16 protein-coding genes are annotated in these 26797 nt (G+C 64.4%); 7 read left to right on the top strand and 9 right to left on the bottom strand.

Translation table 11 applies throughout. The annotated features are described in order from the left end of the window. Window positions 1–689 precede the first annotated feature (689 nt). Window positions 690–2804, top strand: coding sequence for a PKD domain-containing protein (locus tag ACW73L_RS03610; protein ID WP_498920049.1), 2115 nt, complete (start codon window positions 690–692; stop codon window positions 2802–2804). A 416-nt stretch (window positions 2805–3220) separates the two neighbouring features. Beyond that, window positions 3221–6847: a hypothetical protein gene (locus ACW73L_RS03615; protein ID WP_498920050.1), complete on the top strand. Its 3627-nt coding sequence runs from the start codon at window positions 3221–3223 to the stop codon at window positions 6845–6847. 83 nt (window positions 6848–6930) lie between these two features. Here the strand turns inward: ACW73L_RS03615 and ACW73L_RS03620 are convergent, their stop codons facing one another. From ACW73L_RS03620 to ACW73L_RS03630, 3 genes are all read right to left on the bottom strand, one after another. Then, on the bottom strand, window positions 6931–7350 hold the full coding sequence (locus tag ACW73L_RS03620; RefSeq protein ID WP_498920051.1) for a hypothetical protein: 420 nt from the start codon (window positions 7348–7350) through the stop codon (window positions 6931–6933). 46 nt (window positions 7351–7396) lie between these two features. Continuing rightward, complete coding sequence (locus tag ACW73L_RS03625) at window positions 7397–8272, bottom strand: hypothetical protein (protein ID WP_498920052.1); 876 nt, start codon at window positions 8270–8272, stop codon at window positions 7397–7399. Window positions 8273–8611: 339 nt separating this feature from the next. After that, the gene (locus ACW73L_RS03630; protein ID WP_498920053.1) at window positions 8612–9610 is read right to left on the bottom strand and encodes a DUF3616 domain-containing protein; all 999 of its coding nucleotides are present in this window, start codon (window positions 9608–9610) and stop codon (window positions 8612–8614) included. Between the two features lie 666 nt (window positions 9611–10276). On the opposite strand from ACW73L_RS03630, the gene ACW73L_RS03635 reads away from it, so the two are divergent. Further along, window positions 10277–11278, top strand: coding sequence for a hypothetical protein (locus ACW73L_RS03635; protein ID WP_498920054.1), 1002 nt, complete (start codon window positions 10277–10279; stop codon window positions 11276–11278). A 204-nt stretch (window positions 11279–11482) separates the two neighbouring features. Here the strand turns inward: ACW73L_RS03635 and ACW73L_RS03640 are convergent, their stop codons facing one another. From ACW73L_RS03640 to ACW73L_RS03655, 4 genes are all read right to left on the bottom strand, one after another. Further along, window positions 11483–14356 (bottom strand): discoidin domain-containing protein, encoded by a 2874-nt coding sequence (locus ACW73L_RS03640; protein ID WP_498920055.1) that lies wholly within the window; start codon window positions 14354–14356, stop codon window positions 11483–11485. 82 nt (window positions 14357–14438) lie between these two features. Next, entirely contained in the window at window positions 14439–16877 is a 2439-nt protein-coding gene (locus tag ACW73L_RS03645; protein ID WP_498920056.1) for a glycoside hydrolase family 3 N-terminal domain-containing protein, read from the bottom strand. Between the two features lie 304 nt (window positions 16878–17181). Then, window positions 17182–18465 (bottom strand): L-fucose:H+ symporter permease, encoded by a 1284-nt coding sequence (fucP, locus tag ACW73L_RS03650; RefSeq protein ID WP_498920057.1) that lies wholly within the window; start codon window positions 18463–18465, stop codon window positions 17182–17184. Between the two features lie 600 nt (window positions 18466–19065). Beyond that, the gene (locus ACW73L_RS03655; protein WP_498920058.1) at window positions 19066–19563 is read right to left on the bottom strand and encodes a DUF2956 family protein; all 498 of its coding nucleotides are present in this window, start codon (window positions 19561–19563) and stop codon (window positions 19066–19068) included. A 138-nt stretch (window positions 19564–19701) separates the two neighbouring features. Between ACW73L_RS03655 and ACW73L_RS03660 the strand changes: the two genes are divergently transcribed. The 4 genes from ACW73L_RS03660 (at window position 19702) to ACW73L_RS03675 (ending at window position 26058) form a co-directional block, all read left to right on the top strand. Next, window positions 19702–20319 carry a DsbA family protein gene (locus ACW73L_RS03660; RefSeq protein WP_498920059.1) on the top strand — a complete coding sequence of 206 codons (618 nt, stop codon included), beginning with the start codon at window positions 19702–19704 and terminating at the stop codon, window positions 20317–20319. Between the two features lie 1164 nt (window positions 20320–21483). Beyond that, window positions 21484–21708 carry a hypothetical protein gene (locus ACW73L_RS03665; protein WP_498920060.1) on the top strand — a complete coding sequence of 75 codons (225 nt, stop codon included), beginning with the start codon at window positions 21484–21486 and terminating at the stop codon, window positions 21706–21708. Between the two features lie 208 nt (window positions 21709–21916). Continuing rightward, window positions 21917–23485 (top strand): NADH-quinone oxidoreductase subunit L, encoded by a 1569-nt coding sequence (locus ACW73L_RS03670; protein WP_498920061.1) that lies wholly within the window; start codon window positions 21917–21919, stop codon window positions 23483–23485. A 20-nt stretch (window positions 23486–23505) separates the two neighbouring features. After that, window positions 23506–26058 (top strand): YbcC family protein, encoded by a 2553-nt coding sequence (locus tag ACW73L_RS03675; RefSeq protein ID WP_498920062.1) that lies wholly within the window; start codon window positions 23506–23508, stop codon window positions 26056–26058. A 107-nt stretch (window positions 26059–26165) separates the two neighbouring features. Here the strand turns inward: ACW73L_RS03675 and ACW73L_RS03680 are convergent, their stop codons facing one another. Together ACW73L_RS03680 and ACW73L_RS03685 are read right to left on the bottom strand one after the other, a co-directional pair. Next, window positions 26166–26318 (bottom strand): hypothetical protein, encoded by a 153-nt coding sequence (locus ACW73L_RS03680; RefSeq protein ID WP_498920063.1) that lies wholly within the window; start codon window positions 26316–26318, stop codon window positions 26166–26168. An 18-nt stretch (window positions 26319–26336) separates the two neighbouring features. Continuing rightward, entirely contained in the window at window positions 26337–26567 is a 231-nt protein-coding gene (locus ACW73L_RS03685) for a hypothetical protein (protein WP_498920064.1), read from the bottom strand. Between the last annotated feature and the right edge of the window lie 230 nt (window positions 26568–26797).

The following is a 26797-nucleotide window of genomic DNA, read 5'->3' on the forward strand; positions in this document are numbered from 1 at the left end:
TCCCGCAATTCCCCCGAATCCCAGGCGTTGCTGCGCGAGCCGCAATCGTCCGGCACGTGGCCGCGGCGGGCTGCGGCGACAGCGATTCGTCACCGTCCACCCTTGCCATCGACACACGCCAAGTAAACCGCGCTGTCCACGCGATGTCACCCTGTCGCTGACCGGCAACGCCTGTGCCGCTGGCCGGCAAAGGCATCGCCCCGAGGACACTCCCTGTCGTTGCCTCCCGACGTGGCGCCCCGTCGAACCATCCACACCGGTAAAAATACCTATTTCTTTTCAATTACATAAACCATTCCGTATAAATGGCATGGTTTATGGACTAGCGCCTCCGGGGGACATCTACCGGCCGGGGATCTGGTCGTTCGGCTTAGCAACGCGAGCGATGCCGTCGAACGATCGATTCGTTGCCTGATCCGACTGCACTGGCTACGACACCGGCGCAACTTGACCGCCGGTGCCTCGGGAAAGGCTCGCGACGCATGTCTATGCACCAACCGCGAAGCATTCCGAGAGCGTGTCCAACGTCGACCCGCCCCCCAACGACTCCCGGAGCTTACGCCCCGGGAACCTTGACGCAGGGGCCATGGTTCGAGCCACAACCCCTCGCGTGACCTTCATTAAGCCGAGGTGCTGGCCGCTCAGCGGCTGCGCCCGGCACCGATAGGCTTGAAAGCCAGGAGTACGCCATGCAACGCGGAACCTTAAACTCAGGGCAGAACGCACTGCCGAAACCCACCGCTGCGTCCAGCGGGAATCCGTCGCGCCTGCGCGGCGCCACACTGACAGCGAGTTGTGCCTTACTCGCGGCACTGATCGCGTCACCGGGGAACGCAGAGGCAGCCCCCCCCGGACAGAAGCAACCCTTCCCCAGCGTCCGGCTCAAGAACCAACGTTTCCGGGGCGAGCAGGCCATCGGCGCGCTGGCGGACAAATTGCCATCAATCGCTGCCTGGTACCGCATGACACCGCAGAAACTCGAGGAAACCCTGCGGCAGGACCGAACCGCCTGGATCGATGAATCGGGACGCCTGCTCTACATCGAAGAAGTGCCGGAGCTTCCCGACGCCGCGGATGACCTCCCATCGCCCGCCGGGGCCGAACCCGAGGCCGCGCTGCAGCCGCTGGAGCAGACCTTTTTGCTGCACAGCCGCCCCGGTGCCAGTCGTGTGATCTACCTCGATTTCAACGGGTACGTCGCCACCGGCACGGCCTGGAACAGCACCTACGGCACCACGATCAACGCGCCGGCCTTCGATCTGGACGGCAATGCCGCAAGCTTCAGCGCAGCCGAACAGGAGCGCATTCAGTACATCTGGCAGCGCGTGGCAGAAGACTATGCGCCGTTCGGCGTCGACGTGACGACACAGGAACCCGCCGCCGATGCGATCACGCGCGCGAGTTCATCCGACACCATTTTCGGGACTCGGGTGGTGATCACTCGCGACTTCACGGCTGGCACTGCCAATTCCTGCGGCTGCGGCGGCTTCGCCTACGTCGGCATCTTCGACGACACCGGCGACCGCTACAAACCGGCTTGGGTGTTCTACAACGCTCTCAGTGGCGGCAGCGAGAAAGCGACGGCGGAAGCGATTTCGCACGAGGCCGGCCACAACCTCGGTCTTGCCCATGACGGAACCGCAACGCAGGGCTATTACGCGGGCCATGGGAGCGGAGCAACCGGCTGGGCGCCGATCATGGGCGTTGGTTACAGCAAGGAAGTGACGCAATGGAGCAAGGGCGAATACTCCGGCGCCAACAATCTCGAGGACGATCTGGTGGTTCTGCAGAACACCGGCGCACCGCTGGTGGCCGACGATCACGGCAACGACATCGCGACCGCCTCGACGCTGCAGAGCGCGGGCGGCGGGGCCACGCTTTCCGGCACCGGAGTCATCGAACGGCGCGCCGACAGCGACGTGTTCGCGCTCGCCAGTGGCGCGGGCACGATTTCGATCAGCGTTGCGCCCGCCGCGCGCGGCCCCAACCTGGATCTGTCCGCCCAACTCCTCGACACGGCAGGAACCGTCCTGGCCACCTCGAGTCCCACGGGCACACTGGCGGCCACGATCAATTACGACGGTCCCGCCGGCACCTACTTCCTGCGGGTTGACGGCGTCGGCACCGGCAGTCCGCTGAACACCGGCTATTCCGACTATGGCAGCCTGGGCCGGTATCAGGTTTCCGGTTCGATCAGCGACCCGGGCGCCCTGCAGGCGCCGGTGGCACGTCTGTCCGCGAATCCGGCCCAGGGTACGGCACCGCTGCCGGTCCAGTTCGACGGACGCCAGTCGACCGATGCGGACGGTCAACTGGTTAGCTATGCCTGGGACTTCGGCGACGGCTCGACCCCCGTGGTGGGCACGGCGGACACAGTGGCACACACCTACAGCGTGCCCGGCACCTTTACGGCCACGTTGACCGTGACCGATGACGACGGGCTCAAGGATTCGGAAACCCTGCCGGTGACTGTCAACCCCGATGCGCAGGCGCTGACGCTGCACGTCGACAACATCACGATGACCGCAAGCCGCAGTGGCAGCTTCTATCGCTGCAACGCCGCCGTCACGATCCGGGACGGCAGCAACCTGACGAAATCGGGCGCCAGTGTCACGGGCCGTTGGAGTGGCACCGTGTCCGGCACTTACACTCGCACGACCTCGACCGCGGGGACGGCCAGCTTCTCGTCACCGTGGACCACGCGGCGCGGAACCTGCACCTTCAGCGTCAGCGGGGTTTCGGCCTCGGGCTACACCTACACACCCGGCCAGAACGTGTTGACTTCGAAAAGTCTGACGTACTGACCTGCGGCCACGCCCCCCGCTCCACCGCACCGTGTGGATCGGGGGTGTCGGCCTGAAGGCCGACGTACCGCATACGCCCTCGTTCCGCCGGCGCGCGGAGCGAGGGCAACCCAACCCCACTTCCTGTCTCCCGCCGCCGACGCGTGTCCTGCGTGTTTTCGAACCCAGGGCAGAGCTCTTGACCCACCGAGTCGATGTTCCTTCCGGGTCAGCGCGAGCCGCACTCTCCCGCGCCGAGCGAGACTGCGGATCGATCACCGCCGACCTGATTAGCCTTTACAAGTCCGCGCCGATGACCTAGGGTCGCGATTCTGTGGCATCGACGGACGCCTAGCGCGCACCGCACTCCCGGTTTGCGGGACCCGTGCGCAAGCCAGGCCGCTTCACAGCGCAGCGACAACGCTCGGGGGGGCGCGATGGACGACGAAAAGGACGGCGGCAAGCTGAGCAACTGGTTCAGCGACATCAATCGGCTCTTGCTGGTCCTCGTGGCCGGCACCGTGCTGGTCAGCGAAGTTCCATTCCACGAATCCCGGCCCAGCCGCCAGACGCGTGTCTCGCCGGCCTATGCGCAGGTCGACGCGCGGCTATGGCAGGATCCCTTCGAAGCCGCCGCCAGCCACCTCGATCCCGGAGAATCTTTCGCTGCGCGCTCCGGTAAGCCCGGACGCCACCTGTCGGAGGCGATGTCGGAAAAGCTTGCCGCCACAGCCGCGCGAACCCTCAATGCCGTCGCGGTGATGCTGCCGGGCGGACCCTATTTCGAAGAAAGCGAGGCACGTCGCCGGGTACGCTATGCCGTGCTGTCTGGCTTCGATGCCGCCCGGCGCTACCTGCCGGAAGATCCGGAACATGTGCAGTTCGTCGATCTGTGCGAGGGGCAGCAAGGACCGCTCAAGGTTCTGGAGCGGCCCGTCCTGTGTGACAACGATCCGCGCCTGGGCCGTATCCTCTATGAATGGCTGGTCTACAAGCCGGTGGAATACGTCTCCGGCCCGAATTCCTCCGACTCCATGCGCACTTCGGCGCCCCGCAGCTATGCACCCATCCTGCTGGTGTACCTGAACAACGACCTGTTTCACGGCCGGCCGCTGACCACCCTGAAGTCGCTGTTCGCCGCATTCAAACGCGCGACGGGAAGCCCAACCGCGCCCGTGTCGCCTTCGACGTCGCTCTCGCTGCCGCCTGTGCCTGTGTCGGCGGACGGCACGCCAAACCCGTCCACACGCCAACCCGGCAACCCGGCCCGCGACCACACCGTGAATGAACCTCCGTGGAACGTCAACGTCCTGGGCCCTTGGAACTCCGACATCCTGCAGGACCTGGTGGTCGAAGTGCTGGGCACCTCTGCGGCGCAGGGCGCCCAGCGCGATACCGATGGGATCACGCTGCGCTTCCTTTCGCCCAATGCCTCGCTGCAGGATGAGCGGCTGTTGCCGTCCCGGCTTTCCGGAACGACTCTCAGCGAAACCTTCAAGGAACACGGGGTCCCATTTTTGCGCGTGTTGGCCTCCGATCGGGAACTGGCCAAGGCGGCAGCCAAGGAACTGGCTCTGCGCGGCATCAAGGCAGGCCCTTACAGCCGCATCCTGTTGCTCGGCGAATGGGACACGCTATACGGCTGGCACCTCCCGGGGACTTTCGGCGACGCGCTGTTGAATGAGAGCGGCGCCGACTGCGTTCACCAGACGCCGAAGGCGGGGCCGTTCATACGACAGAATGCCGAAGACCTGTACGACGAAAGCGTGCAGTGTATTTTCCAGTACAGCTATCTGCGCGGCCTCGATGGAGAAAAGGCCCGCCATCGGGACAGAGGCGACGACAAGAACGGCGAGCCCGGAAATGGGTCCGCGGATCCCGCGGCGAGCCGGCGACTGGAAGACGCCGACGGCGACAGTCAATTTGATTACCTGCGCCGTCTGGCGGCCCGACTCTCCGAACTCGACCGCGAGATCCGCACCCAGACCGAGAACCCTGCCGAGCATCCGATCAAGGCCGTCGGCGTGCTGGGGAGCGATCCCTACGACAAGCTGCTGGTGCTCGAGGCGATGCATGAACGCTTTCCGGATGCGCTGTTCTTCACGAATGGCATCGATGCGCGCTTTCTGCATCCGGACAAGAACAAGTGGGCACGCAATCTGGTGATGATTTCCGGCTTCGGCCTGGAACTCCACCGCAAGCTCCAGCGCGATATCCCGCCCTTCCGGGACAGCGCGCAGACGGCCTACCTCCTGGCTACGGAAATGGCGCTCGCCCGCATGGGCGATCCATCGCTCGCGACATGGGCCGGGGATACGGACGGCCAAGGCAGCGGCGCGATCGATACCACGGCGCCGACCCCTTGTCCCGGCGCCTGGTGTCTCGGTGAACGCTGGCGGAAAAAGCTCGCCACCGATTCGCAGAACGTCGTCGACGGTTTCCTCGAAGATCCACGCCTGCATGAGGTCGGAAGGACGCGGATCTTCCCGTTGAAACCCGATCCCACCCGACCCATCCCGATCACGAGCGCCGGGGTCCAGGTCCACCCCCTGATACCCAAGCCTACATCGACCGCCGGCATCGCCGTGCTCGGCGCTGTGCTGTTGGTGATTGTGCTGGTGCTCGTCCGACCCGCACGCGAGTTCCTATGCACGCTGGCCGGTTTCTATCTCTGCCTGCTGGTCGCGGCGATCGGCATCGGCGGCTCGGCCTACATCGCTTCGGCCGACGCCATGCCAAGGGGTGCAGCGCTCTGGGCACTGATGATCGGCCTCGGCATGACTTACGTCGCGGTCATGGCCGCAATCATCCTGCGCGACGAGAGCCATAGCCGCAAGACGACCGTGGAGCAGTCCGACTGGTTTCTGCCGCTCGGCCTGGCGTTACTCCTCGGAACCTATGCCTGGCTCTGGCACGCCGCCGCGCCAGGCCATGGCATGCTGGACAAGGGGGAGATCTACGCGCTGTTCGAAGGCGTCAGCATGTGGCCAACGGAAGCCATCCGGCTCATCGCGCTCATCCTCGCCAGCTATTTCATCGTCGAGGTGTGCCGCTTCCCCAACCACTTCACGGTCTGGCTGGAACACCACTTTCAGTTGCCACAACTGGCCGAAATGCGCACCCGATGTCGCGGCTTCGACCGTTTCGCAGCACGCTGCTTTCCCAACGAAAGGTACTGGAAAGGTCCCTGGGCGCGGATCAAGAACTGGATTTTCGGCAAGCCGGACCCGGAGGGCCCCAATACGGAACTGGCGGCCAAACTCGAGGGCTACGCGGTCCTGAACGACTGGCTGGCCTGGCGCAACACCCCGCGCCGCCTCGTGAGCGGCCTTGTCCTCGCGATCGCTTTCTACGCGTTTGCAACGTCGCTTTTCACATCGTTCGGGGCCCCTCGCCTCCCGGCCCGTGGCGAGGCCATCCTGTTCCTCGATCACTTCCTGATGCGCGGCTTCCTCGTGCCGGCCTTCACCCTGCTGCTGATGCTGGTGATCGACGCGGTCTGGACTGCGGTGCGCCTGCTGAACCGATCATTCCCCGACGAGGGGGATCGCAGCGAAGCGATTCGCTGGCCCGAGCCGACCCTGACCGCCTATGCCGAGAAGTTCAAGCTCGCGACGAATGAAATGGGGCCCTGGGTCGGCATGCGCTTCGTCGAGGAACTAACCAAGCGACTTTACGGAATCATCGGTTACCCGCTGATTGTCGCGCTGTTGCTCGTGATCGCCCGATCCAATATCAACGACAACTACGTGATGCCGATTGCGTTCAAGCTCGTGATCGTCTCCAGCCTGATGCTGCTGTTCATGTCCGACCATGCTCTGAAGAAGGCGGCCGACGGCGCCCGCAAGCGCGCCCTCAGGCAACTGCGAGCCCGTGTCACGCAGTGCCAGGGCGATGACACCGGCATCCGGCTGGAGCGCCTGGTCGGCATGATCGAGGAAACAGAAGGCGTGGTTTACCAATCCTTCACGCAGCGCCCAATTTTCCGCGGCAGTCTGTTGCTGCTGGCGGCGCTGCTCGCCGATTTCGCGGATTATTCGACACTGGCGTCGAAACTTTTCTGAGGCTTGAGTACCCTGCCGTTCCGAGAGTGACGCGCCATCTCGACCCTTCGCAAGTGTCGACGACGATCCCTGCGAGCGATGACTCAGGGCGCCATCGCGGCCAGTTCCGCCAGCAGATCGACCGCCCGCGCAATTGCCTCTATCGTCGCCGCAACTTCGCCCAAGTCCTGCATGGCCTTGACGATCTGCGCATTGGCCTGCTCCACTGCGGCGGTTGAGTCGCGATAGAGATCGGTCGCGTCGCCCACGTTGCGGTCGACCAGTTGCGCCGTGACATCGAGCACGGCCGTCAATTGTTTCCGCAGTTCCTTTTTCCTGGTGACGCTGGGCTCGGACAGGATCAGCGCTTGCAGTAGATGGGACATCTTCTGCAAGTCTTTCCCCAGGGTCGGTGCCGGTTCCCGGGCCGACGCTCGCACTTTCGGGGCACGCACCCGCCTGGGCTTGGGCTTCGCAGGCGGCTTCGTCGCCGCCGGCGTCCGTGGTGACGTCGGCTCGCTCATGTTGAGTCTCTCGTTGGGGGATTGACCGCGAGTAGGCCTAGGCTGGTCACGGCTTCCCGGTGACGACTTCCAGCGCGGTTTTCAGCGACTTGATCTGCATACCCACCGCCTGGATTTCGGCGACCGACAGGCTGTCGTCGCGAATGGCCTTGTCGAGTTCGGCATTGGCCAACTTGAGCGACTGCAGCGTCGTGACGGCCGGGCGCGAAATGACATGGAGATGAGCACCGGCCTCCTCCGCCTGCTTCTGGCCCCGCATGGCCACCAGTCGGTCGGCGTAGCGCGTCGAGGGATCGGCGAGCGCGATGTCCGCGTCGACCCTGAGCCGCGTGATGGTCGCGTCGAAGCCCTGTCCGACGTGCAGCGAGGTCTCGGAAAAGTCGGCTATCAGCAGATCGCACAGCGCGTCGACGTCGGGCGCGACGGCCGGTACGATGCGCTTGACCGCATCCGCCTTGCGGGCCTCGACCCAGAGCGCTCCGATTTGCTGCACCAGCTGTCCCAGTGCCTGTAATTGACTGTCGCCGATACGGTGACCCGACACCGACCTTACGCTGTTCACGAAGTCGTCGGAGGCTTTCTTGAGTTCTTCCTCTTGCGTTTCGCTAACCAGCGCCCACAGCAGCGTGCCATAGCTCGTCAGCGCCCGCGCCGCCTTGACCCGGGCCACGACCCGGTCGACGTCCAGGGCTTCGTCCAGATTGGATTTGTCGGCGGTGCCGCCAATCGCCACGTTGGTGACGTTCATGTCGATCGTTGCGGCGCGCAAATGGGTGAACTCCCGGGCCGCGAAGTCACCAATGTCCTGCGAGGCCAAGGCGAAGCGCGCGGTCGCATCGCGTTGATGAGGTGAGAGGGCACAGCCGGAAGCCAGCCCGACTACCAGCAGCAGAGGAATCGGCCAGCAGTTCAATTCCGCCATGGTCACACCCCACGACTTCGAAATTCGGCGTTCAATCAAAAACGCGACAGTTTCGCGCGATTGGCAAACCGGAGGGTTGTGGCGATTCGCTCAAGGCAAAACGCTCGGCACCCTGCCGGCAGCCAGCCTGATGACACTATCAGGGAAGCCGTCGCGGCAACAGCCCACCCAAGCTGTACGACCTAGGTGCCCCTCCCCAACGAAAGTCATCCCCGGTCGCCGCCGGCGCCGACACCCGACACGCTGTAGTAACCGCGATCGGAGGCGGCTTCTGCGCAGTCGCATCGATCCGCGGCTCTCGCCAAGGCTTCCGGAACCCGGACGGGCTCTGATCTGGCGTTATGGGGACAGATCGATCCAACGACTCCGAAAACCCTTGTCGGCCGCCGTCACCGTATCGTCCTTGCAGGCGTCATTGCCGACCGGCTCATCACCGTCATCGCTAAGGATCTGGACGCGCCCCGCCTCGTCGGGATAAACCACCAGGGCTTCCGGGTGGAGCCCGCCGAAATCGATGCCCGGAAGGGGTTCCGGCCCGGCCGAGGCAACGCCAGACCATCGGTAGAGCCGAAAGTCTCCCTGGTCCCCCGGCGGGCCCGCAACGATCAGGTATTGCCGTGCCGCGTCCGAGTACTCGATGCTGCGTATGCCGAGTCCGGCCAGATCGAGCAGGATGGGGTCGCCCAGCTTGGCAGGCTGGCCGTTGATCGCCCCGTCGGGATTCTCAAGGGGCACCACGAGGGCCTTGCCGTTCGGGGTCGGACTGCGAAAGGCCATCAGCAGGGCGCCGTCGGCGGGTCTTGCAGCGAGCCCCTCGATGTTCAGGCCGCCGCGTTCCGGCGGCTCACCAGCCGCTTGCTCCAGGCGAAAGCGCTTCAAGGCGTCGAGCGCAGCGAGGTCTTCGGCCAGATTGCGATAGGGTTTGCCGACCGGCACCAGTTCGGTGCGGTCGCCATGCACCCGGAGTTCGGTCGCGAACAGTCGGCGGCGATTGGGTCTTGCCTTCCCCTTCTTGCTGGCACCGTGGGAGGTGATCCAGTAGATGCGCTGCCCCACGCGCGTCGCGCCCTCGATGTCCGCTTCCGGGTGCTGGTCGTCGATCTCCAGGAATGTGTCCAGCGGGAACGTGGCCAGCGGTCCGCGGGATTCGTCCCGTCCGTAAACCCTCAGCACATTGTCCTCGTCGTTGGCGACGGCAAACGTCCCCGATCCGACCGGCACGGCGGCAGAGGCATCGCACATTGCGCTGTACCGCGTGATCGCGGTGGCGCCGCAGGGACCGACCAACAGCGCGGCGAGCAAACTTCCGGGCAAGACGATCCAGCAAGGTGGCTTCATGGGAGCAAAGGCCCTTCGGTGCGCGTATGGGGGGTCGGGTCCCGCATTGTGCCATGGGCCTATGCCGCCAGGGCAGCGTCTGAGCGCCCAACTCGATGCCGCGGCGAAATCGGTCGGCGCGGGCTGCGCGTACCCTGCTGTTTGTGAACGATCGCTGCTGCGATGGCCCATGCGACACCGTAACCATTCACCCTAACCTGGCTTGGTGGTGGAAGCGGGCTGGGAGGGAGAGACCGTCTGCGCGAGGGAACCCGTAGTCGAGCCTCCTGGGACGGATTCACTGCGTGTCTCGGACTCCCGGCCCGCTCCCACGAAAGGGGGGCGTGAACGGTTACGGCGACACCGTGCAGCGCTGCGCGCCGACGGCACCCCAACGATTTCCGCATTTCTCTCCGTGTTTTCTCGTCCCAGCACTCGTGCTATAAGCCTAAGGTCTTAGCTCCAAGCCAACACCTAGCCCACGGCAAGCCGTCCAATCCGAACCGTTCTCGACCACGCGCGGGGCTCCCAGTTGACCAGCTGCCTGCCAAGCTTGGCGACACACACCGCGGTCGCAGCCGCAAACGGGCATATCCCGGCGGGCGCTACCCGATCCGCCAAGGCCTTTCCGCGAACTCCCGGCAAAGGCGCCAGTCCCTCCCATCCATTATCTTCAGGAGATCTTTCATGCTTCGCGTCACCCTGTCTGCCTTGATGGCGTCCGTGCTGGCCGGGAGCCCCTGCGATCAGGCCCACGCGGCGACCGCCAACGCCATGGCGGTCGAAGTGACCAATCGCAGCGAGCCGGTGCAGTGCGCCGAGAAGGACAATGTGACGCTGGCTTTCGCCTCCACGAAGGTCCGCAGCTTTCGCATCGAGGCCGCGCATCCGGTCTATCTGGCGACCGGCTTGCGCGAGAGTTCGGAGGCTGACTGGACCGCCTGTGACATGTCGGCCGATCCCGTCCACAAGGCAGCGGCGCCGCCGCGCAAGACCGTCCTCTACAAGGACAACGAACTATTGGTCACGGGGGAAACACTGCCGACGTTCTGGCGTCCGGGAACGGGGACAGTGCGGGTCGGGGACCGCGTCGAGCCAGACCTGCACTTGCTGCAGGTCTGGCTGATGCACGACAAGGTCCCCGAGGAAGTCCTGGCGATCTACCCGCGTGACGGCTACTGGCGCCCACGGCCCCTGTCGCCCACGGGATTGAAAACCGGGCCGTTCGGGAGTTCGTTCCTGATCGGTCCGATCGAACAGAAAAAGCGTCCGTTCGTGGTCATCAAGGAACTGATCTTCGACCCGAAGACGCGGACCTTCGCCGTCACCTTCGAGCGCGGCGGAGCGGCGACCGTGCGCATTGCGGAAGCCAACACCAGCCGCATGGCGTTGGATGTCGTCTTCGACCGCCCCATCGTCGGCAGGCCGCTGGCCATGCTGCGGTCCATGTACATCACGGAGTTCAATAACGACGTCGCACGCATCGCCGTCCGCCAGAAGGGCGCCAAGGCGTGGAACGAGGACAACATCATGAAGTTCCATCGGGCGCTCGCGACCGAAGTGTGGGCCGGACGCCTGAGCCCTTCGCAGCACAACACGATGTCGCCGGACATCGTGTTCAACGGCTTCTCCGACAGCGCGGTGCCGTTGCACGCGAACAAGGAGCCGCCATCACAGACGCAGCCCTGAGAATGCCTCGCGCGACCCGCTGTGGCCCGCACCGGTTCGGCTAGGGCCCGTCGGCAGAGGAAGAGCGCGCTCGTCAGCCGCCGCGATTGGGCCACCCGCGAACGTTCGCGCCGAGCCCTGCCACGCTCGGAACAGCCTGGGCGCTGACCGCGCATTTGGGGCGGCTCCCACGGGACACAGGGGCCGCGTCCCGCCGAAGCGCCGCTAGAAGTCGATCACGAGCCGATCAAAGACCGGTGCAATGATCAGGTCGCCGTCGATCCCGCAGGGGTTTCCGTCGGCCAGTGCCTGTTGCACGCCGGGGTAGCGCAGGGTCACGCGTTCCGGCAGCGGCCCCGTCAGACTCAGCTCGACGGTCACGCGGGAGGGTTCACGCCAGGCTTTCACGGTAGCGTTTCCGAAGGTCGAGGGCAGCTCGTCGAGCAGGATGCCTTCGCCCTCCCACCAGGCGTCGGGAACGGCGCGGAACAGTTCGAGCGTGCTGCCGTCTTCCCGCAGCAGCATGCGGCGGATGGCGGTTGCGAACTCGGCGCCGATCCAGGTGTGAGGCATGTCGCCGATGTATTCCGGCGCGCGCGGGTTACCCCAGATCACTTCCGCCCAGTGCCGCCAGGCGCGGGGCCTGCGCCACCCAAGCGCCGCGGACAGCATCCAGAAGGCGTCGTCGAAGCGACCGAGGGCGACGAACGCGTTGATGTTTCGAATCTCGTAGGGCGTGAAGCAGCCATCGAAATCGGGTGCGCCGTTGGCCCTCATCTGCGCCGCGTATTTATCGTAGGTCGGCTTTAGAAACTCGGCCGGAAGCACATCGGCTGCCCGGCAGGGCTCGAAGGCGATGGAAGTCGACGTCGCGTCGACGTCCTCGCGCTCCGCCGAACCGTAGATCAGATTCGTACCCAGACCTTCGGTGGTCATGCGCATCGAGCGGGCCAGGTTCGCCGCCAACTCATCGCCCTTGAAACGCGCATGTGCCGCAACCTCGGTATCGCCAAGTTCGCCGGCGAGGAACTCGCAGTCGCGCCAGGCCAGCAACGCGAAGAAATTGTCCCAGTAGCTGTAGGACGGCTTGCTATAACCCTCATGGCTGATGGAGGGCGCCAACAAGCCGTGGAATCGCGTTCCCGGCCCATGCAGCGAATTCGTCCGCGCGCAGAGTTCCTCGATGAATCGCGTTGCCCGCACTACCGGCTCGAAAATCGCTTCCAGGAACGCGCGATCCCGGGTCAGACGGTAGGTGTCGGCGGCGATCGCGACGAACTCGCCTTGCGCATCGAACTCGATGTCGCTGCCGTACCCGCGATTGATCGTGCCGTCCTTGTTGAGGATGGGCGGCACCATGCCGTTGTCGTAGATCCGCTCCGCGTACCACAGGACATAGGTTTTCGCGTCCTCGACCAGACCGGCGTACAGCAGCGCCAGCGCCTGCGAGGAGCCGTCGCGTATCCATGTCCGGTCGTAATTGCGCGGGCCGGGCTTGAACGCAAAGCGCGTCGCGTTCAACAGAATCAGCGCCGTCTGCGCTTCGACCGTATCGCTGACCTCGGGATCGCCCACCGAGATCTTGCGCCGGCCGATCTTCGCGCGCCAGATCCGGGCGACCTCGTCGCGCACGCTGGCGAAGTCGGCCTCCTCGCGCGGGTCGACGTCGTTCCGCATCGCTGTCGCCGCAACGAAAGCAACGCTGGCACCCGGTGCCAGCTCGAAAGCAAACTCGCAAGCGGCACTGAGCAGCCCCGAATCGGACTGCAGGCTGCTGGCAGTCGGGTGCTGTTCGTTGTCGATCAGCCGCGCCACGTCGCCACCGTCGAAGTCGGCAATCGTGACGACAGCCGGTTCGGTCGAGAACGTCGCATAGGCTCGCTCATTGACCCAGAGGCGCCGCCCGTCCACCGCAATGTGCGTGATAAACGCATGGCCACCGTGCTGCCAGTACGGATTGACCTGCACCGGGCGCACCGCGAGCACGAGCGTCCCCGATCGCGCGCTGTCCCCGCGGTTCGTGATCCGGTACTCGACCAGCGCTTCGCCGCCGTGGGCGAGTGCCGTCATCAGCACGTCCATGTTCCCCGCGGACCAGGCCACGTTAGGGATGGGCAGCACGCCTTCCGGCAGCGATTGCGTGATCGTGGGTGAGGCCGGAGCGCCATGCAGGACGCCGTCGAGGCGCAAGAAGGGCATTAACTGCCCGGCACCGAGCTGCGGTTCGAGATTCCCGTATTCGTCGAACAAGGCTTCTTCCGGGTGCCCGATCTCTCCCAGCACCGTCCAGTAGACTTGCCGGCCCCGCAGCGACTGGGGATAAAGGTCGCTACGCGCGGCCTGAGCGGCGCGCTCCAGCTGACCGATCGGCATGCGATCCTTGTTCAGTATGCGCAGCTTGATTTCATTGACGACCGCACCTTCCGGATCGCTCGCGGCGTGCACGGTAAAACGGAAGTAGCGGCAATTGGTCGTGCGCCAGTAGAAACTGTCGTAATCGCCGTTGCCGGTGGCGATCTGGCCGACATCGCGGAAATTTTCACCGTCATCCGACAGATAGACCCCGAAAACGGTGCCGTAGGGCTTCCCCCACTCAATCAGCACACCGAGCGGCGAACGCACGTAGCCGAAATCGACCGTGATGCTCTCTCCGGGAAGCAGTTTGACCGGGCCGCGTCCGAAGGCCGGAAGCATGCCTTCCTCGTGCACTGACAGCGCGTCGGCGGGCGCGTAGAGATTGAGCTCGACGATTTCGCGAACGGCGTCGGGCGGCGCATCGTCTTCGCTCCAGCGCACGAACCGGGCCGGTGTCGGCGGGAACGCGAACACATTCTGTCCGCCCTCGCCGTGGCGCGTGCTGCAGAGGTGGGACCAGGCCTGGCCGTCGACCGAGGACTCGAAGCCGTAGATGCCGGCGAACTGCTTACCCCAATAGACTTCGATGCCGCCGAGGGTGGCGACCGTGCCTAGATCGACCTGGAGCCAGGGTTTCGCAGCCGGTCCGGCGATCCAGGAGGTCGAATAATTGTCGTCGATGGCCGACCGGGGATCGCCGCTGCTGCCAGTGACCGTCCACCGATTCTTCTCTGGGACTTGCATGGAGTCCTCTCCGCTGGGCTTGATTGGGCGCAGAGCTTAACACCGTTTCAGGCGCGCGGCTCGACTGGCGGCAAACGGGATTTCACGGCACGATCTCCGCGACCGCAGACGCCCCGTGCGCGGCATCGGGACCGATCCAGACGGTTACTTTTGCGGGCTCCGCAGCGAATGCAGTCCGCTCGTTCCAGGTCGCGAAGGCCCCGGGCTGCAGCTCGAACTTCACGGACTTCGTCTCGCCCGGCGCGAGCACGACCCGCTGGAAGCCCTTCAGCGCTCGCGTCGGCCCGGCCAGGTGGGTGCCCCGCAGCTGGACATAGACTTGCACCAGTTCCTCACCCTCGCGAGAACCCGTGTTGGTCACGGTGGTTTCCACCATCATCGCCGGCACGGCGAGGCCCTCCCCGGTTGCCAGCGTCTTGTTCAGGGCCGAGGCGCGCAGGCGCACTGTGCTGATCGTCGTGCTCCCGTACGCGAAACGGGTGTAGGAACCACCGTAGCCGAAGGGAAACTGCGGGCTGTTCTGCTCATCCACATAGCGCGACACATACTTGCTTTCGACGCTGTACGGCGGACGGCTGAGATCGCTTTCCCCGGCGGGACGGCCGGTACTGAGCGCGTTGTAGTAGAGCGGAACCTGACCGACGCTGCGGGGCCAGCTGACCACCAGCCGCCCCGAGGGATTCACGTCACCATATAGGGTGCGAACCAGCGCCGACGCCCCGCCGATGCCCGGGAACCACACGGCGATCACGGCCGGCACGTGCTCGAACGCCCAGGGTACGGTCAGCGGCCGCCCACTGAACAGCAACAACACGACCGGCTTCCCGGTCTTGACGACCGCTTCGAGCAATTCCTGTTGGCGGCCGGGGAGTCCAAGATTCGCGCGGGAACCGGCCTCGCCGTGCATCGTCTGGTCCTCCCCCAGCGCCAGCAGGACCAGATCCGCCTGGCGAGCCCCGATCACCGCGGCGGCCATTTCCTCGTCGGAACCGGTCAGCGTGCCGGTTCCCCTGAACCGGGACACGCGCTCCGCACCGATCCGCCGCGCCAGCGCCTGCGGCAGCGACTCGCGCGGTCCCGCGTTTTCGGGCACGCCGTCCGGGAAAGACGAATCGTCGCCCAGCGGACCGATCACCGCGATCTTCCTCCCCGCATCCGTCAGCGGCAAAAGGGCCTTGCCGTCCGGGCCGTCGACATTCCTGAGCAGCACCAGGGAACGCTCGGCCGCCTTCTGGGCCAGTGCCATGCTGTCCGGGAGGTAAAGGGCCTTTTTCGCGGCACTTTCGTCGGCAAACGGTCGATCGAACAAACCGAGGGCGAACTTGACGCCCAGCACATGGCGCACGGCCTCGTCGAGCGTGGCCTTTCCGATCTGCCCGGACTGCACCAGCCCTTGCAGGTGATCGTGATAAACGCTGCTCCCCATGTCGATATCCACGCCGGCAAGCATCGCCATGCGGGCTGCGGCAGCGGAATCGACGGCCACTCCGTGCGCGACCAGTTCGCCGATCGATGACCAATCGCTGATGACAAGCCCCCGGAAGCCCCATTCCTTCCTCAGGATCTGCCGCAGCGTGAACGGATTCGCCGTCGAGGGCATGCCGTTGAGTGTATGGAATGCACTCATCAGTGACGCGGCCCCCGCCTGCACGGCGGCATGAAACGGCGGCAGGTAGATCTCGCGCAGTGTGTGCTCGGAAATCTCGGCCGAGTTGTAATCACGCCCGCCCTCGGCCGCGCCGTATCCGACGTAGTGCTTCACGCAGGCCGCGATGCTGTCCGGAGCCGCCAGGCTGGTGCCCTGATAGCCCTTCACATAGGCTGCTGCCATGACGCCGCCGAGCAAGGGATCTTCCCCGGCGCCTTCCGACATGCGCCCCCAGCGCGCATCGCGCGCGATATCCACCATCGGCGAAAAGGTCCACCGGATGCCCTGCGCCGAGGCCTCCATTGCCGCGACGCGGGCGGCCTTCTCCACGATCTCGGGATCCCAGGTCGAAGCGAGTCCAAGCGGAATCGGGAACTCCGTCTTGAAGCCATGGGTGACATCGAGCGCGAAGAGCAACGGGATCCGCAACCGCGATTTCTCTACCGCGATCCGCTGGTAGGCATTGATCTTGGCCGGATCCACGACATTCAGCAGAGACCCGATCTGCCCCCGGCCGATCATGTCTTCGTAGTCGCTTCGGCCCGTACCCGGACCGGTAGGCTGGCCCGCCGAATATTGGACCAACTGGCCGATTTTTTCTTCCAGCGTCATGCGGCGCAGCAACGCATCGACATCGGCCTCGACGCGCGGGACTGCGAAACCGGAGGCAGCTCGTTGCGGCGCCGGCCCGGCCGGCGAGGACGCGCTGCGGGCCGGGCTACCGAACACGAGCGCTAGCGCTAATGCCAGGACCACTTCGACCGCCCTGCCCTCGCCGGACTCGACGGCGTCCCAGCACACCGGCCTCCGTGTCTCGGGCTTCAGGACCGGAAATGTCATGTTCAGGCGAATGTCCTCGGAAGTTGTACTCATCAGGGCTCTTTTGGGTAGCGTGTCGGATATCGAAGTGGGTAACCATCCATCGCTCTTTGCTTGGTCGCGGTAGGGAACCCGCAGGCTAGCCTCCAGGGACGGATTCACGGCGTGTGTCGGACTCCCGGCCCGCTCACGCGGGTGGGGCGTCAACGGTTACTCGAAGCGGTAGGCGCCTGCTGCAAGGACAGGTCCCGGTCCTTGGGCGCCATCAACCACACAGAATCCGCGAAATGGGCGAGGCCTTGCCAAGGTGTTCAGGTTGCGTGAGTAATCCTGGCAGGACCGATGTTGGCGCAGCGCACTAGGCCGATCTCGACCCAGCCATGCCGTAATACAGGATATAGAGATAACAGGCTGCCGACAGCAACAAAGCCACTTGAATGCCGTAGCGATCCGCGAGTGCACCGGACACCAACGGGATGACGGCGCCGCCGATGATCGACATCACCAGAATGCTCGCGCCTTGGCTGGTCAGATGACCGAGACCGCTGATACCCAGCGTGAAGATCGTCGGGAACATGATCGAATTGAACAGGCCGATACTCACGATGGCCCACATGGCCACGATGCCGTCCGTAAGCGATGTCGTGACAACGAGCCCGCCCGCGATCGCGGCAAACAGGCCTAATAATTTGCCGGCCTCGATTCTCTGAAGCAGGGCTGATCCGATGAAACGGCCAACCATGGCGCCACCCCAGTAATAGGCCACGAATCGGGCGGCGGCGGTCGGATCCAGACTGGCGATATCGGGCTGACCCAGAAAATTGATCAGAAAACTGCTGATGGAGACCTCTGCCCCCACGTAGCAGAAGATTGCCAGCCCACCGAGAACCAGATGGGGATACCGCAAGGCCGCGAAGAGGCCCGCTGGTTTGTGGCCATGCCCTTCCGCCGATGCGATCACCGGCAGCTTCAGGAAGGACATGACCGCTGCAAACCCTATCAGGGCGGCGGCGAGTGCCAGATAGGGCGTCTTTACCGACGCGGCCTCCTGCAAGCGGAATGCCTGCAGCAACTCCGGCGAAAGCGAGGGCATGACATCACCCGCAGGAATCCCGGCCTTGAGGATGAAAAGGCCTCCCAGGTAGGGCGCCAGCGTCGTGCCGAGCGAGTTGAAAGCCTGCGTCAGGGTCAGGCGACTCGACGCGGTTTCGGGTTTGCCCAGAACCGAAACATACGGGTTCGCCGCCACCTGCAGCAGCGTGATACCGGCGGCGAGTACGAACAAGGCGACCAGGAACAGTGGATAGGAGGGAACGCTGGCCGAAGGGTAGAAAAGCAACGCACCGCAACCGGCCGTCAGCAAGCCCAGAACGATACCCTGTTGGTACCCGAATCTCGCGACGATCCTGCCGGATGGCACGGACATGATGAAATACGCACCGAAAAAAGCGAACTGAATAAGCATCGCCTGCGTGTAACTGAGGTCGAACACGGCCTTCAGATGAGGAATAAGAATGTCGTTCAGCGCCGTGAGAAATCCCCACATGAAGAACAGAAACGTGACGGCAACGAGGGGCGCTCTGTAGGGTGTTTTCTGCGGCGTATGGTCGCGCGCAACGGGCACTGTTTTGGTCTTCGCCATGGTCGGGGTCAAAAAGACGTTTATGTGTGGCACAGACCTGTGCCCACCGGGCAGTGGATGGAACGTGTCTGCGGGGATTCCTTGGCGGGTACGACAGGGCTCCGGTCGGGGCCCCTCGATACTGCGCGAGGTCGTCGGGAAGCGCCTCTTCGATGCCCCGCGCACCGCCGGTGCCCGAGACCATCCTTGCGCTGCCGCCTCACGCGGCAGTTTAAACCGAGCCGTCCAGCGCGAGAACCATTGATCGACTTTGGTACCGATCGCGTGCGTTCCGCGACGCCGCGAACCCTGCGGCGACAGGTCGACCGGCTGGAGCGGTCGTTACCCGTCGAGGCAGTGGATTCCCGCTTCCGCGGGAATGACGGGGAACACGGAAATGACGGGTTGCAAGCCGACTCGCGCTCTCGAAGCCGCCGCACACTGCAGGAGCCGATCCGTCTCGGGGAATCACGGTTCGGCCAGGGCATGCGTCCATTCGCGCGAAGAGCCGGGCTCCTGCGGAAAATGCCGACATATGGCCAGCCCCCGGCTGGCGTGCGCCTCCCCGCCCTCCGAAACGTGCAAACGCCGATCGGAAAGTGCCCTGCCGCCCCGCTCGAATCAGTGTGAAGGCGCGGGCAGGCTCTGCGCCGCCCAAAAACAAGCCCCGGCAAACGCGGCCGCCAGCACGCCCCCCGTAACAGACCATCCTACCGACATCGTCCAGCCGTTGATGATGACCGACACGCCCAAGGCCGATTGCAAAATATGCAACACCGCCACCAACGCAAACAGGATGCCGGACGTCCATACGACTGCGACGGCCCCCCGTGGAATCACGAGGCTCTCCGACTGCGGCGTCCCATCGTGCGCGGCTTGCGTCGCTTCCCGTTCGCGCTGCTTCAGCATCCGCTTGCGTTGTCGGTTCTGCTCCCGGGCCTTCTCGTTCTGTTGTTTTCGGTACTGTGCGATGCCCTTGGCGATACCCTGCGCCACGAGCTTGGTCTGCTCCGGGGTCTGCCCCGGCACCTTGACGCTGCGCGCTACGCGCAGCGCAGCCGCGTCGATATTGCGTCCCGCCTGTTCCTGAAACCGCTCTTTTCGGCTTTCCGATGACATGGTTGTTGCCTCTCCACACCGCTGCATTGATCCGCATCGTCCCCTGAGCGGCGGGTCGACATCCCGAGCCGCATCGAGGAAGACAGCGCACGGAGTTTACGCGCACCGAAGAGAAACCGGACGTACAATCCTGGGCCTATGAAGCCAGACTCCCGTCTTTACTACTTCCATGACCCGATGTGCAGTTGGTGCTGGGCCTTCGCCCCGGCGTTGCGCGAGGTCGAATCCCGCTTGCCGGACGGAATGCGGCTGACCCGCGTGCTGGGCGGGCTGGCACCGGACACCGAGGAGCCGATGCCGCCCGGGCTGCGCGACAAACTGCAGGCGATCTGGAAAACGATACAGATCAGGGTTCCCGGCACTCGCTTCAACTTTCGATACTGGGAAGTCTGCACGCCCCGGCGCTCGACCCACCCTGCCTGTCGGGCAGTGATTGCGGCCAGCCGTCAAGGCGATCACGAAGAGCCGATGATCGACGCCATCCAGCGAGCCTACTACCTGCGGGCGATGAATCCGTCCGACCGATCCACCCTGATCGCCCTCGCCGGGGAACTGGGGCTGGACGTCCAATGCTTCGAACACGATCTCGACCACCCCGATACACAGACCGAGTTGGAGCAGCAAATCGCCTTCGGTCGAGAACGCGGCGTTCGCGGCTTCCCGACACTGTTGCTGGAAACGTCGGGCGAATGGCAAGCCATCGAGATCGACCCCAACCAACCGGACTTCATCCTCGCCCAGCTGCGGACCCGTTGAATGTCGGGGACTTTCGAAGCGAGGCGCTACTGCGCGGCAACCCTCGTGCTCCGGCGAGGGCAATGCCCTGAATACCCGAGGTGATCTCCTGTTCGATAGGCTAACCAAGACGTCGGCCCATGCATGTGGCCGCGCGTAATGCGGCGGGTTGGGAAGGTGACGGGGGGGAACGCAGAAGACTGGAAGGGTGTGCCAGGAGAGGGGGACATCGATTGGGGGGAATCTCCGTCCTTGTTTCCCCTGGCACGGCTGAACTATAGGACACCCCGCCAAGATGTGATGGCGCTCACAGCTTTTTTCCGACTCGGGTTCATCTCCGGCCAGCCTCAGCCGCCAACCCTTCGCGTCTTGCTGCTCGGAATCCCGCTCGGACTACCCGGCCAAGCCCTTTGCCGAGCTCGCCGATGCCCGGCGTTGGGTCGAGCACCTGATGCACTGGGACCACCACAAGCACCGTCACGGCGCGCTCCGCTTCGTGACTCCCGCCCAACAGCACGCGGGCTCGATGCGCCACTCCTGGCACAGCGCAAGACGGTGTACGAAGCCGCCCGCCGTCGCCACCCGCAGCGCTGGCGCGGGGCCACCCGCAATTGGCAACGCATCACCGTCGTTCACTTGAACCCGGACCAAACCAACACGCCTCACCACCCTGACAGGGAGTTTAACCAACCGTCCCAAAAAGCCGCTTCAAGCTGAAGCACCAAGGCGACAACCACCTTAAAAACTTCCGAGAAGCAAATCCAGGATGGAGTCGCAAGAAAAAGCAACTGAGTCCGCGCGCAAGCCAGGCCCCAGGCTCTTTTATCAGCCCGACGGCGCACGCTGGAACTCGCCGTCGCCGGGCTCGACAAGCATGAGCGGGCCTTGCGCCTGCCGTATCAGGACCCTCTCAGCGCGCTGATCCGCGAGGCGACTTTCCCGCAGACGGTGGAGTTTGCGGCGCGCGCTGTTCAGCAAGGCCCGCCTGATCAAGGATCTCGGCAACCTGACGGTGCTGTGCACGGTTAGCGGCAGACGCAGACCGCGGACGCCCTGACCGCAACACGCGAGCTGTTCCACGTCTGTTATTCGCTGGCGCGGGCCTACTGCCGGCGCCAGGTGATCTTCTTCTAGAACGGCTACACGCATTGGCAATGTATGGACCTTCACTATCCGCCCCGCGCAATGCGGGGCTTTTTCAAGAAAACCGAGCAGGAACTGTTGATTCAGCGCCGCGGCAGCCGCAAGCCGCTGGAAAACGCCCTGCTCAGTCCGGCCATCGGTGAACGCAATTACCAGCACCACGGCATCCGCCGGATCACCCAATCTCTTGAGAGGGACTATCAGCGTAAGGCGCCGCTGGTCATGGGGACCGGTGTCGGCACAACCCGCGCCCATTCCAGCGATTGACGATGCCGACCCACTCAGTGGAGTGCGTCACGCGCCTTGACCCGGCCACGCGCCAGAAGCGCAGCAGGTGGCGGAAGTTGAATCGCTTAATCTTTATTCTTAATTTTTCTATATCTTTTGATTAGCGCCAATATATTTTACAGAACTCAACAATCTACGGAGAATCGTAGCTGCATCTTGTGCCAACAGCTTTTTCTGCAGGTTTTATATGGATTTCAGCCAGCTCGCTTTTGCAGCCGGCCTCTTGGGGCCAACGGCACTGATGCTGCTGGCACTGATCATCGCGCGTTGGCCAACGACAAACGCAACCCAAATCTGGACAGGCTTTAACGCCTTGTCGCTGGGCGCTTTGGCCTGCACCGTGCTAGCAGCGTTCGGGCTGGGGGCCATGTCCAACGTGCGCCCCTGGTTGATCATCACGCCCCTTGGCGAGGTGCTGGCAGTGCTCGTCCAGTTCCTGGGTACGGTGATTGGTGTGTTCTCCGCTCGCTACCTGCAAGGCGAAACCGCACAGCTCCGCTACGTGATGGCTCTGGCGGGCGTGCTGGCCGCAGTCCATCTATTGCTGATCGCCGATCATTGGCTGGTGTTGATCGCCGCCTGGGCACTGGTAGGCATCGCGCTGCAGCCACTGTTGTGTTTCTACCCCGACCGGCCGTTCGCCTTGCTGGCCGCGCATAAAAAGCGTCTGGCGGATCGACTGGCCGATGGGCTGCTCATGGCCGCCGCCATCTTCGCTTGGTGGAGCGTAGGGAGCGGGTCGCTCACCGATCTCAGCATGCAGCTCGCGCGCGAGGGAGCATCGCCTACTTTGCACGCCAGCGCCGTGCTCCTGGTGCTGGCGGTGGTCCTGCGCACCGCGCTGTTGCCCGTCCACGGCTGGCTCATTCAGGTCATGGAGGCGCCCACGCCCGTGTCGGCCCTGCTGCACGCAGGGGTCGTGAACCTGGGGGGTTATGTGCTGATCCGCTTCGCTCCGCTACTAGAACAGGTGCCGTTCGCGCGCTGGCTGCTCGTCGTCCTGGGCCTGGCTACCGCCGTGCTGGCCGGGCTGGTCATGCTGACGCGCATCAGCATTAAGGTCAGGCTGGCCTGGTCCACCGTGGCGCAAATGGGTTTCATGGTGCTCGAGTGTGGTCTGGGCCTGTACACCCTGGCAGCGCTGCACCTTGTCGGCCATTCTCTTTACAAGGCGCATGCCTTCCTGTCGGCCTCGATGGTGGTTCGGGAGACCCGGCTTCAAACCATGCGCGGCGCACACAAGCCGATTTCGAGGAGTCTGTGGACAGCACCCGCCTTGACCGTGGCCGCCGTGCTGCTGTTGCAGTCGGCCGTCAGTCCCGGCGCGTGGCCCTGGTGGTGGAGCGTATTGCTGGGTCTGGCCTGGGCGCCCTTGCTGTGGTTGTCGGTGCCGCCTGCCCAGCCGGCCAGCGGCATGGTCAGAAGCGTGGTGTCAGGGCTGCTGATGGTTCTCGGCCTGACCGGGGCGGCTTTGCTGGCCCATGCCCTTCCTTTGGGCCTTCAGGATGCGCCGCATAACACACTGGGTGTCGTGGCATTGTTAGGCATGGGAACGCTCTATGTGAGCCTGGTGCTGCTGCAAGCACGCCCTCAAGCTCTCGAAGCCTGGCGACGCTGGAGCTACGCTGGTTTCTATGTGGACGAGTACTACACCCGCCTGACCCTGTGGCTGTGGCCCACCCGCTGGACGCCTGGTGCCTCTAGCACGAGCCATCCAGTGACAGTGACCTTGACCGCAGCCAACGCCCAAGACTAACGCCCAGAGAGGACCTCACGATGAACACGATGACTCTTTGGGCCGATACAGAAGCGGCGGCAGCGCCAAGCCCGACCCCTGATGAGCCAACCCCCGAATGGAATACCCAAATTGCCGCCGCGTGCGCGCAGGCCTGTCATACGATCGCCCCAGCATGGCCCCTGGATAGAGCCATTGCCGTCAATCCGCACTGGTCGCGCATTGGCATGCCGCTGCGCCAGGTGGCAGCCCGCATGGCTGTGCTGGCAGACGTTCAGGTCTTCCCGTCGCGCTCGGCGCAGCAACTCGCTTGGGAGCAGGGCCGTATAACCCTGCCTGACCTTGTACATGCCCTGGCCCACGTGCCTGCGGCAAAGGCAGCAGGCCTGAGCCCCGAGTCCTGTTTGCAGGCCCTGCAACGCCAACCTGCCATCAACCACCTACCCCTGCTCATCGATGTGTTGGATGCTGACCCTCAGCGACATACCCGGCTGTCGTGGCGACAAGCTATCACGCACCAGGTAAGCCAGACCTGCGCCGCCTATTTTGACGTGCATCAGGCCAACTGGCAGCCCGACAGGCAGCACGGTTTGTATGCATTCTGGCGTGACACCCTGCAGCACGACCATGGCATTGGCGTGCTGATGGGTTTGCCCCGACTGGGCCGCGCGCTCAAGGTGCTGCCCCCCACGCGAGAGGACGCCGAACGCTGGGTGTTGCAACGGCTCGGCCTAGCACCCGATGTCTGGGCCGCCTATCTCGAAGCCGTCTTGCTCACAGTGAACGGCTGGGCCTCGTGGTGTGCCTACCTGGGCTGGCAGGCGGGGCTTCAAGGCAGCGAGGACGGGAATCTGCGTGATTTGCTGGCCATCCGTCTGGCATGGGGCGCCATCCTGCTGGAGTGCAAGGACGACGACGCAGCGGCCGCAGCCTTTGCCGCATTGCAAGCCGCCTGGAACCAGGCGCCTGCGTTGTTGAAACAGGCCGAGGAAGCACTGTTGATCGACGAAGTCTGGCAAGTGGCCCTGGAGGCCGGCTACCAGCGGCAACTGCTCCAGCGACTCAGCTTCGCCACCGGCGAAACGGTCCCCCGAGAGGCGATCGAAGTGCAGGCCGCCTTCTGCATCGATGTGCGCAGCGAACCCATGCGGCGAGGGCTCGAAGCCGTCTGGCCCGCCGTCCAGACCATCGGCTTTGCCGGGTTCTTCGGGCTGCCCGCAGCGTACACGCCGCTGGCCACCCAGGCGCGGCGGCCCCAGTTACCGGGCCTGCTGGCACCGGGTGTGGAAGTGACGGACCAAGTCGGGCGCCAGAACCCGCTGACCAACGAATCACAGGAAGCCCTGCAGAACGCGGTGGCGCGCGCCCGCTCTGACCGCTTCGCCTTGTCGGCCCAATGGCAGGCCAGCAGCCAATGGCCCAGTGCCGCGTTTTCTTATGTGGAAGCGGCCGGCGTGGGCTACCTCGGCAAACTCTGGCAATGGCTGCGTCCGTCTCAGCAGGCGCGGGTGAATGATGACTTGGCCGGTCTGCCCGTGCGCTACCGGGCCGTGTGCCGGCCGCAGTTGGCAGGGCTGGATACCATGGCTAAGGTGTCCATGGCCGCACAGGTGTTGCATGCCATGGGACTGGACCACCACCTCGCCCCCCTGGTGTTGTTCGTGGGGCATGGCAGCCAGTCCAGCAACAACGCCCACGCCGCCGCGCTGGACTGCGGTGCTTGCTGCGGCCAGACGGGCGAGGTCAACGCCCGCAGTCTGGCGCAACTCCTCAACGAACCTGAGGTCCGCAGCCGCCTGCAGGGCCAAGGCATCAACATTCCCCGGGAAACGTGGTTTGTGGCGGCGCTACATAACACCACCACTGACGAGATCGAGGGGTTTGACTTGGACCTGCTGCCGCCTGAGGCACAGGCCCGCTGGAAGCAACTGCACTCGGTATGGGATCAGGCCGGCGATCAGGTTCGTCGCGAGCGTGCCCCGCGTCTCGGGCTGAACCCGCGCGCGCCCTATGGCGAACTGCTCGCCCAGCTTCGCCGGCGTGCCAACGACGGGGCACAAACCCGGCCCGAATGGGGGCTGGCCGGGAATGCCGCGTTCCTGATAGCACCGCGCTCGCGCAGTCGTGGCGTGGTGCTGGAGGGCCGGAGTTTCTTGCATGACTACGACGCCAGCCAAGACGCTGACGGCAGCGTGCTGGAATTGCTGATGACGGCGCCGATGCTGGTCACGCACTGGATCAACTGGCAGTACCACGCGTCAACCTGCGAGCCCCTGCGCCTGGGCAGCGGCAACAAGGTGCTGCATAACGTGGTGGGCGGGCACCTCGGCGTGTTCGAGGGCAATGGCGGCGATCTGCGCATCGGCCTGTCCCGCCAGTCGCTCCATGACGGCGAGCGCTGGGTGCATGAGCCTCTTCGCCTGACAGTGATCATCGACGCGCCGCAATGGGCCATCGACCAAGTGATACAAAAGCATGCAGTGGTTCAGCAACTACTGGACAACGGGTGGTTGCACCTATGGCGTTTTGACCAGACGCAGGTGCTGCGATACGAGTCAGGCGAGTGGCATCCGTTGCAGATGGATATGAGCTGACGTCCAGATCCAGGGCCGCGCAGGGCACGTCAACGATCTCCAACACCTTCACGGTCTTGCCACTGGCATAACACCGCGCCGCATCCGATTGATTGCCAGGCTTTCAATCATGCGGCCGCTTCGGCCACGCTGTCCTCGTCGTATCCGGTCCGCGGACGGGACAGCGCCACCTCCAATGCACCTGGATCACGCACGCCCAGCGCGCCACCGTAACGCTGCATCAACACCGCGTGCATGCCGAGCACGTCGGCTACAGTCAAGTAATCGTGCGGCGCCGCTTACTTCGCCAATTCGCGGTAGACGCTGTCGAACTCGTCGAGGCTGGATGTGAAGGAGTCCATCAGATGACGGCGGGGGTGCTCCCTCTGCTGCCGGTCGTCGTAATCGCGCAGAGCTTCGTCCAGAACCGCCTGGAACTGACACCCCTGGCCCTCGGCGATCCGACGTAGCGCGGCCAGCACCTCGGATGCTGCCTCGGAAGAAAACTTCTCGCGGACGGCAGTGGTCATGGCCATCTCCATCATGCTTCATGTTGACGGCTCACGTTAGAGCAAGAGTCGTTAACGCGCCACCATGCCTGCGCGTTGGAGAGGCGGCGCCGGTCGCCGTAGTTCACGCGGAACCGGAACCAGTGTGTGAGCTGTTGCTTGTGACTCGGAGCATCGGCTAAACGAACCGTATGAACCCATAGTGAGAGTAGCGGCTAGGGGGCAGCTGCAGGGCCATCTCCGTGAAGGAG

This window comes from Methylolobus aquaticus (assembly GCF_054172105.1).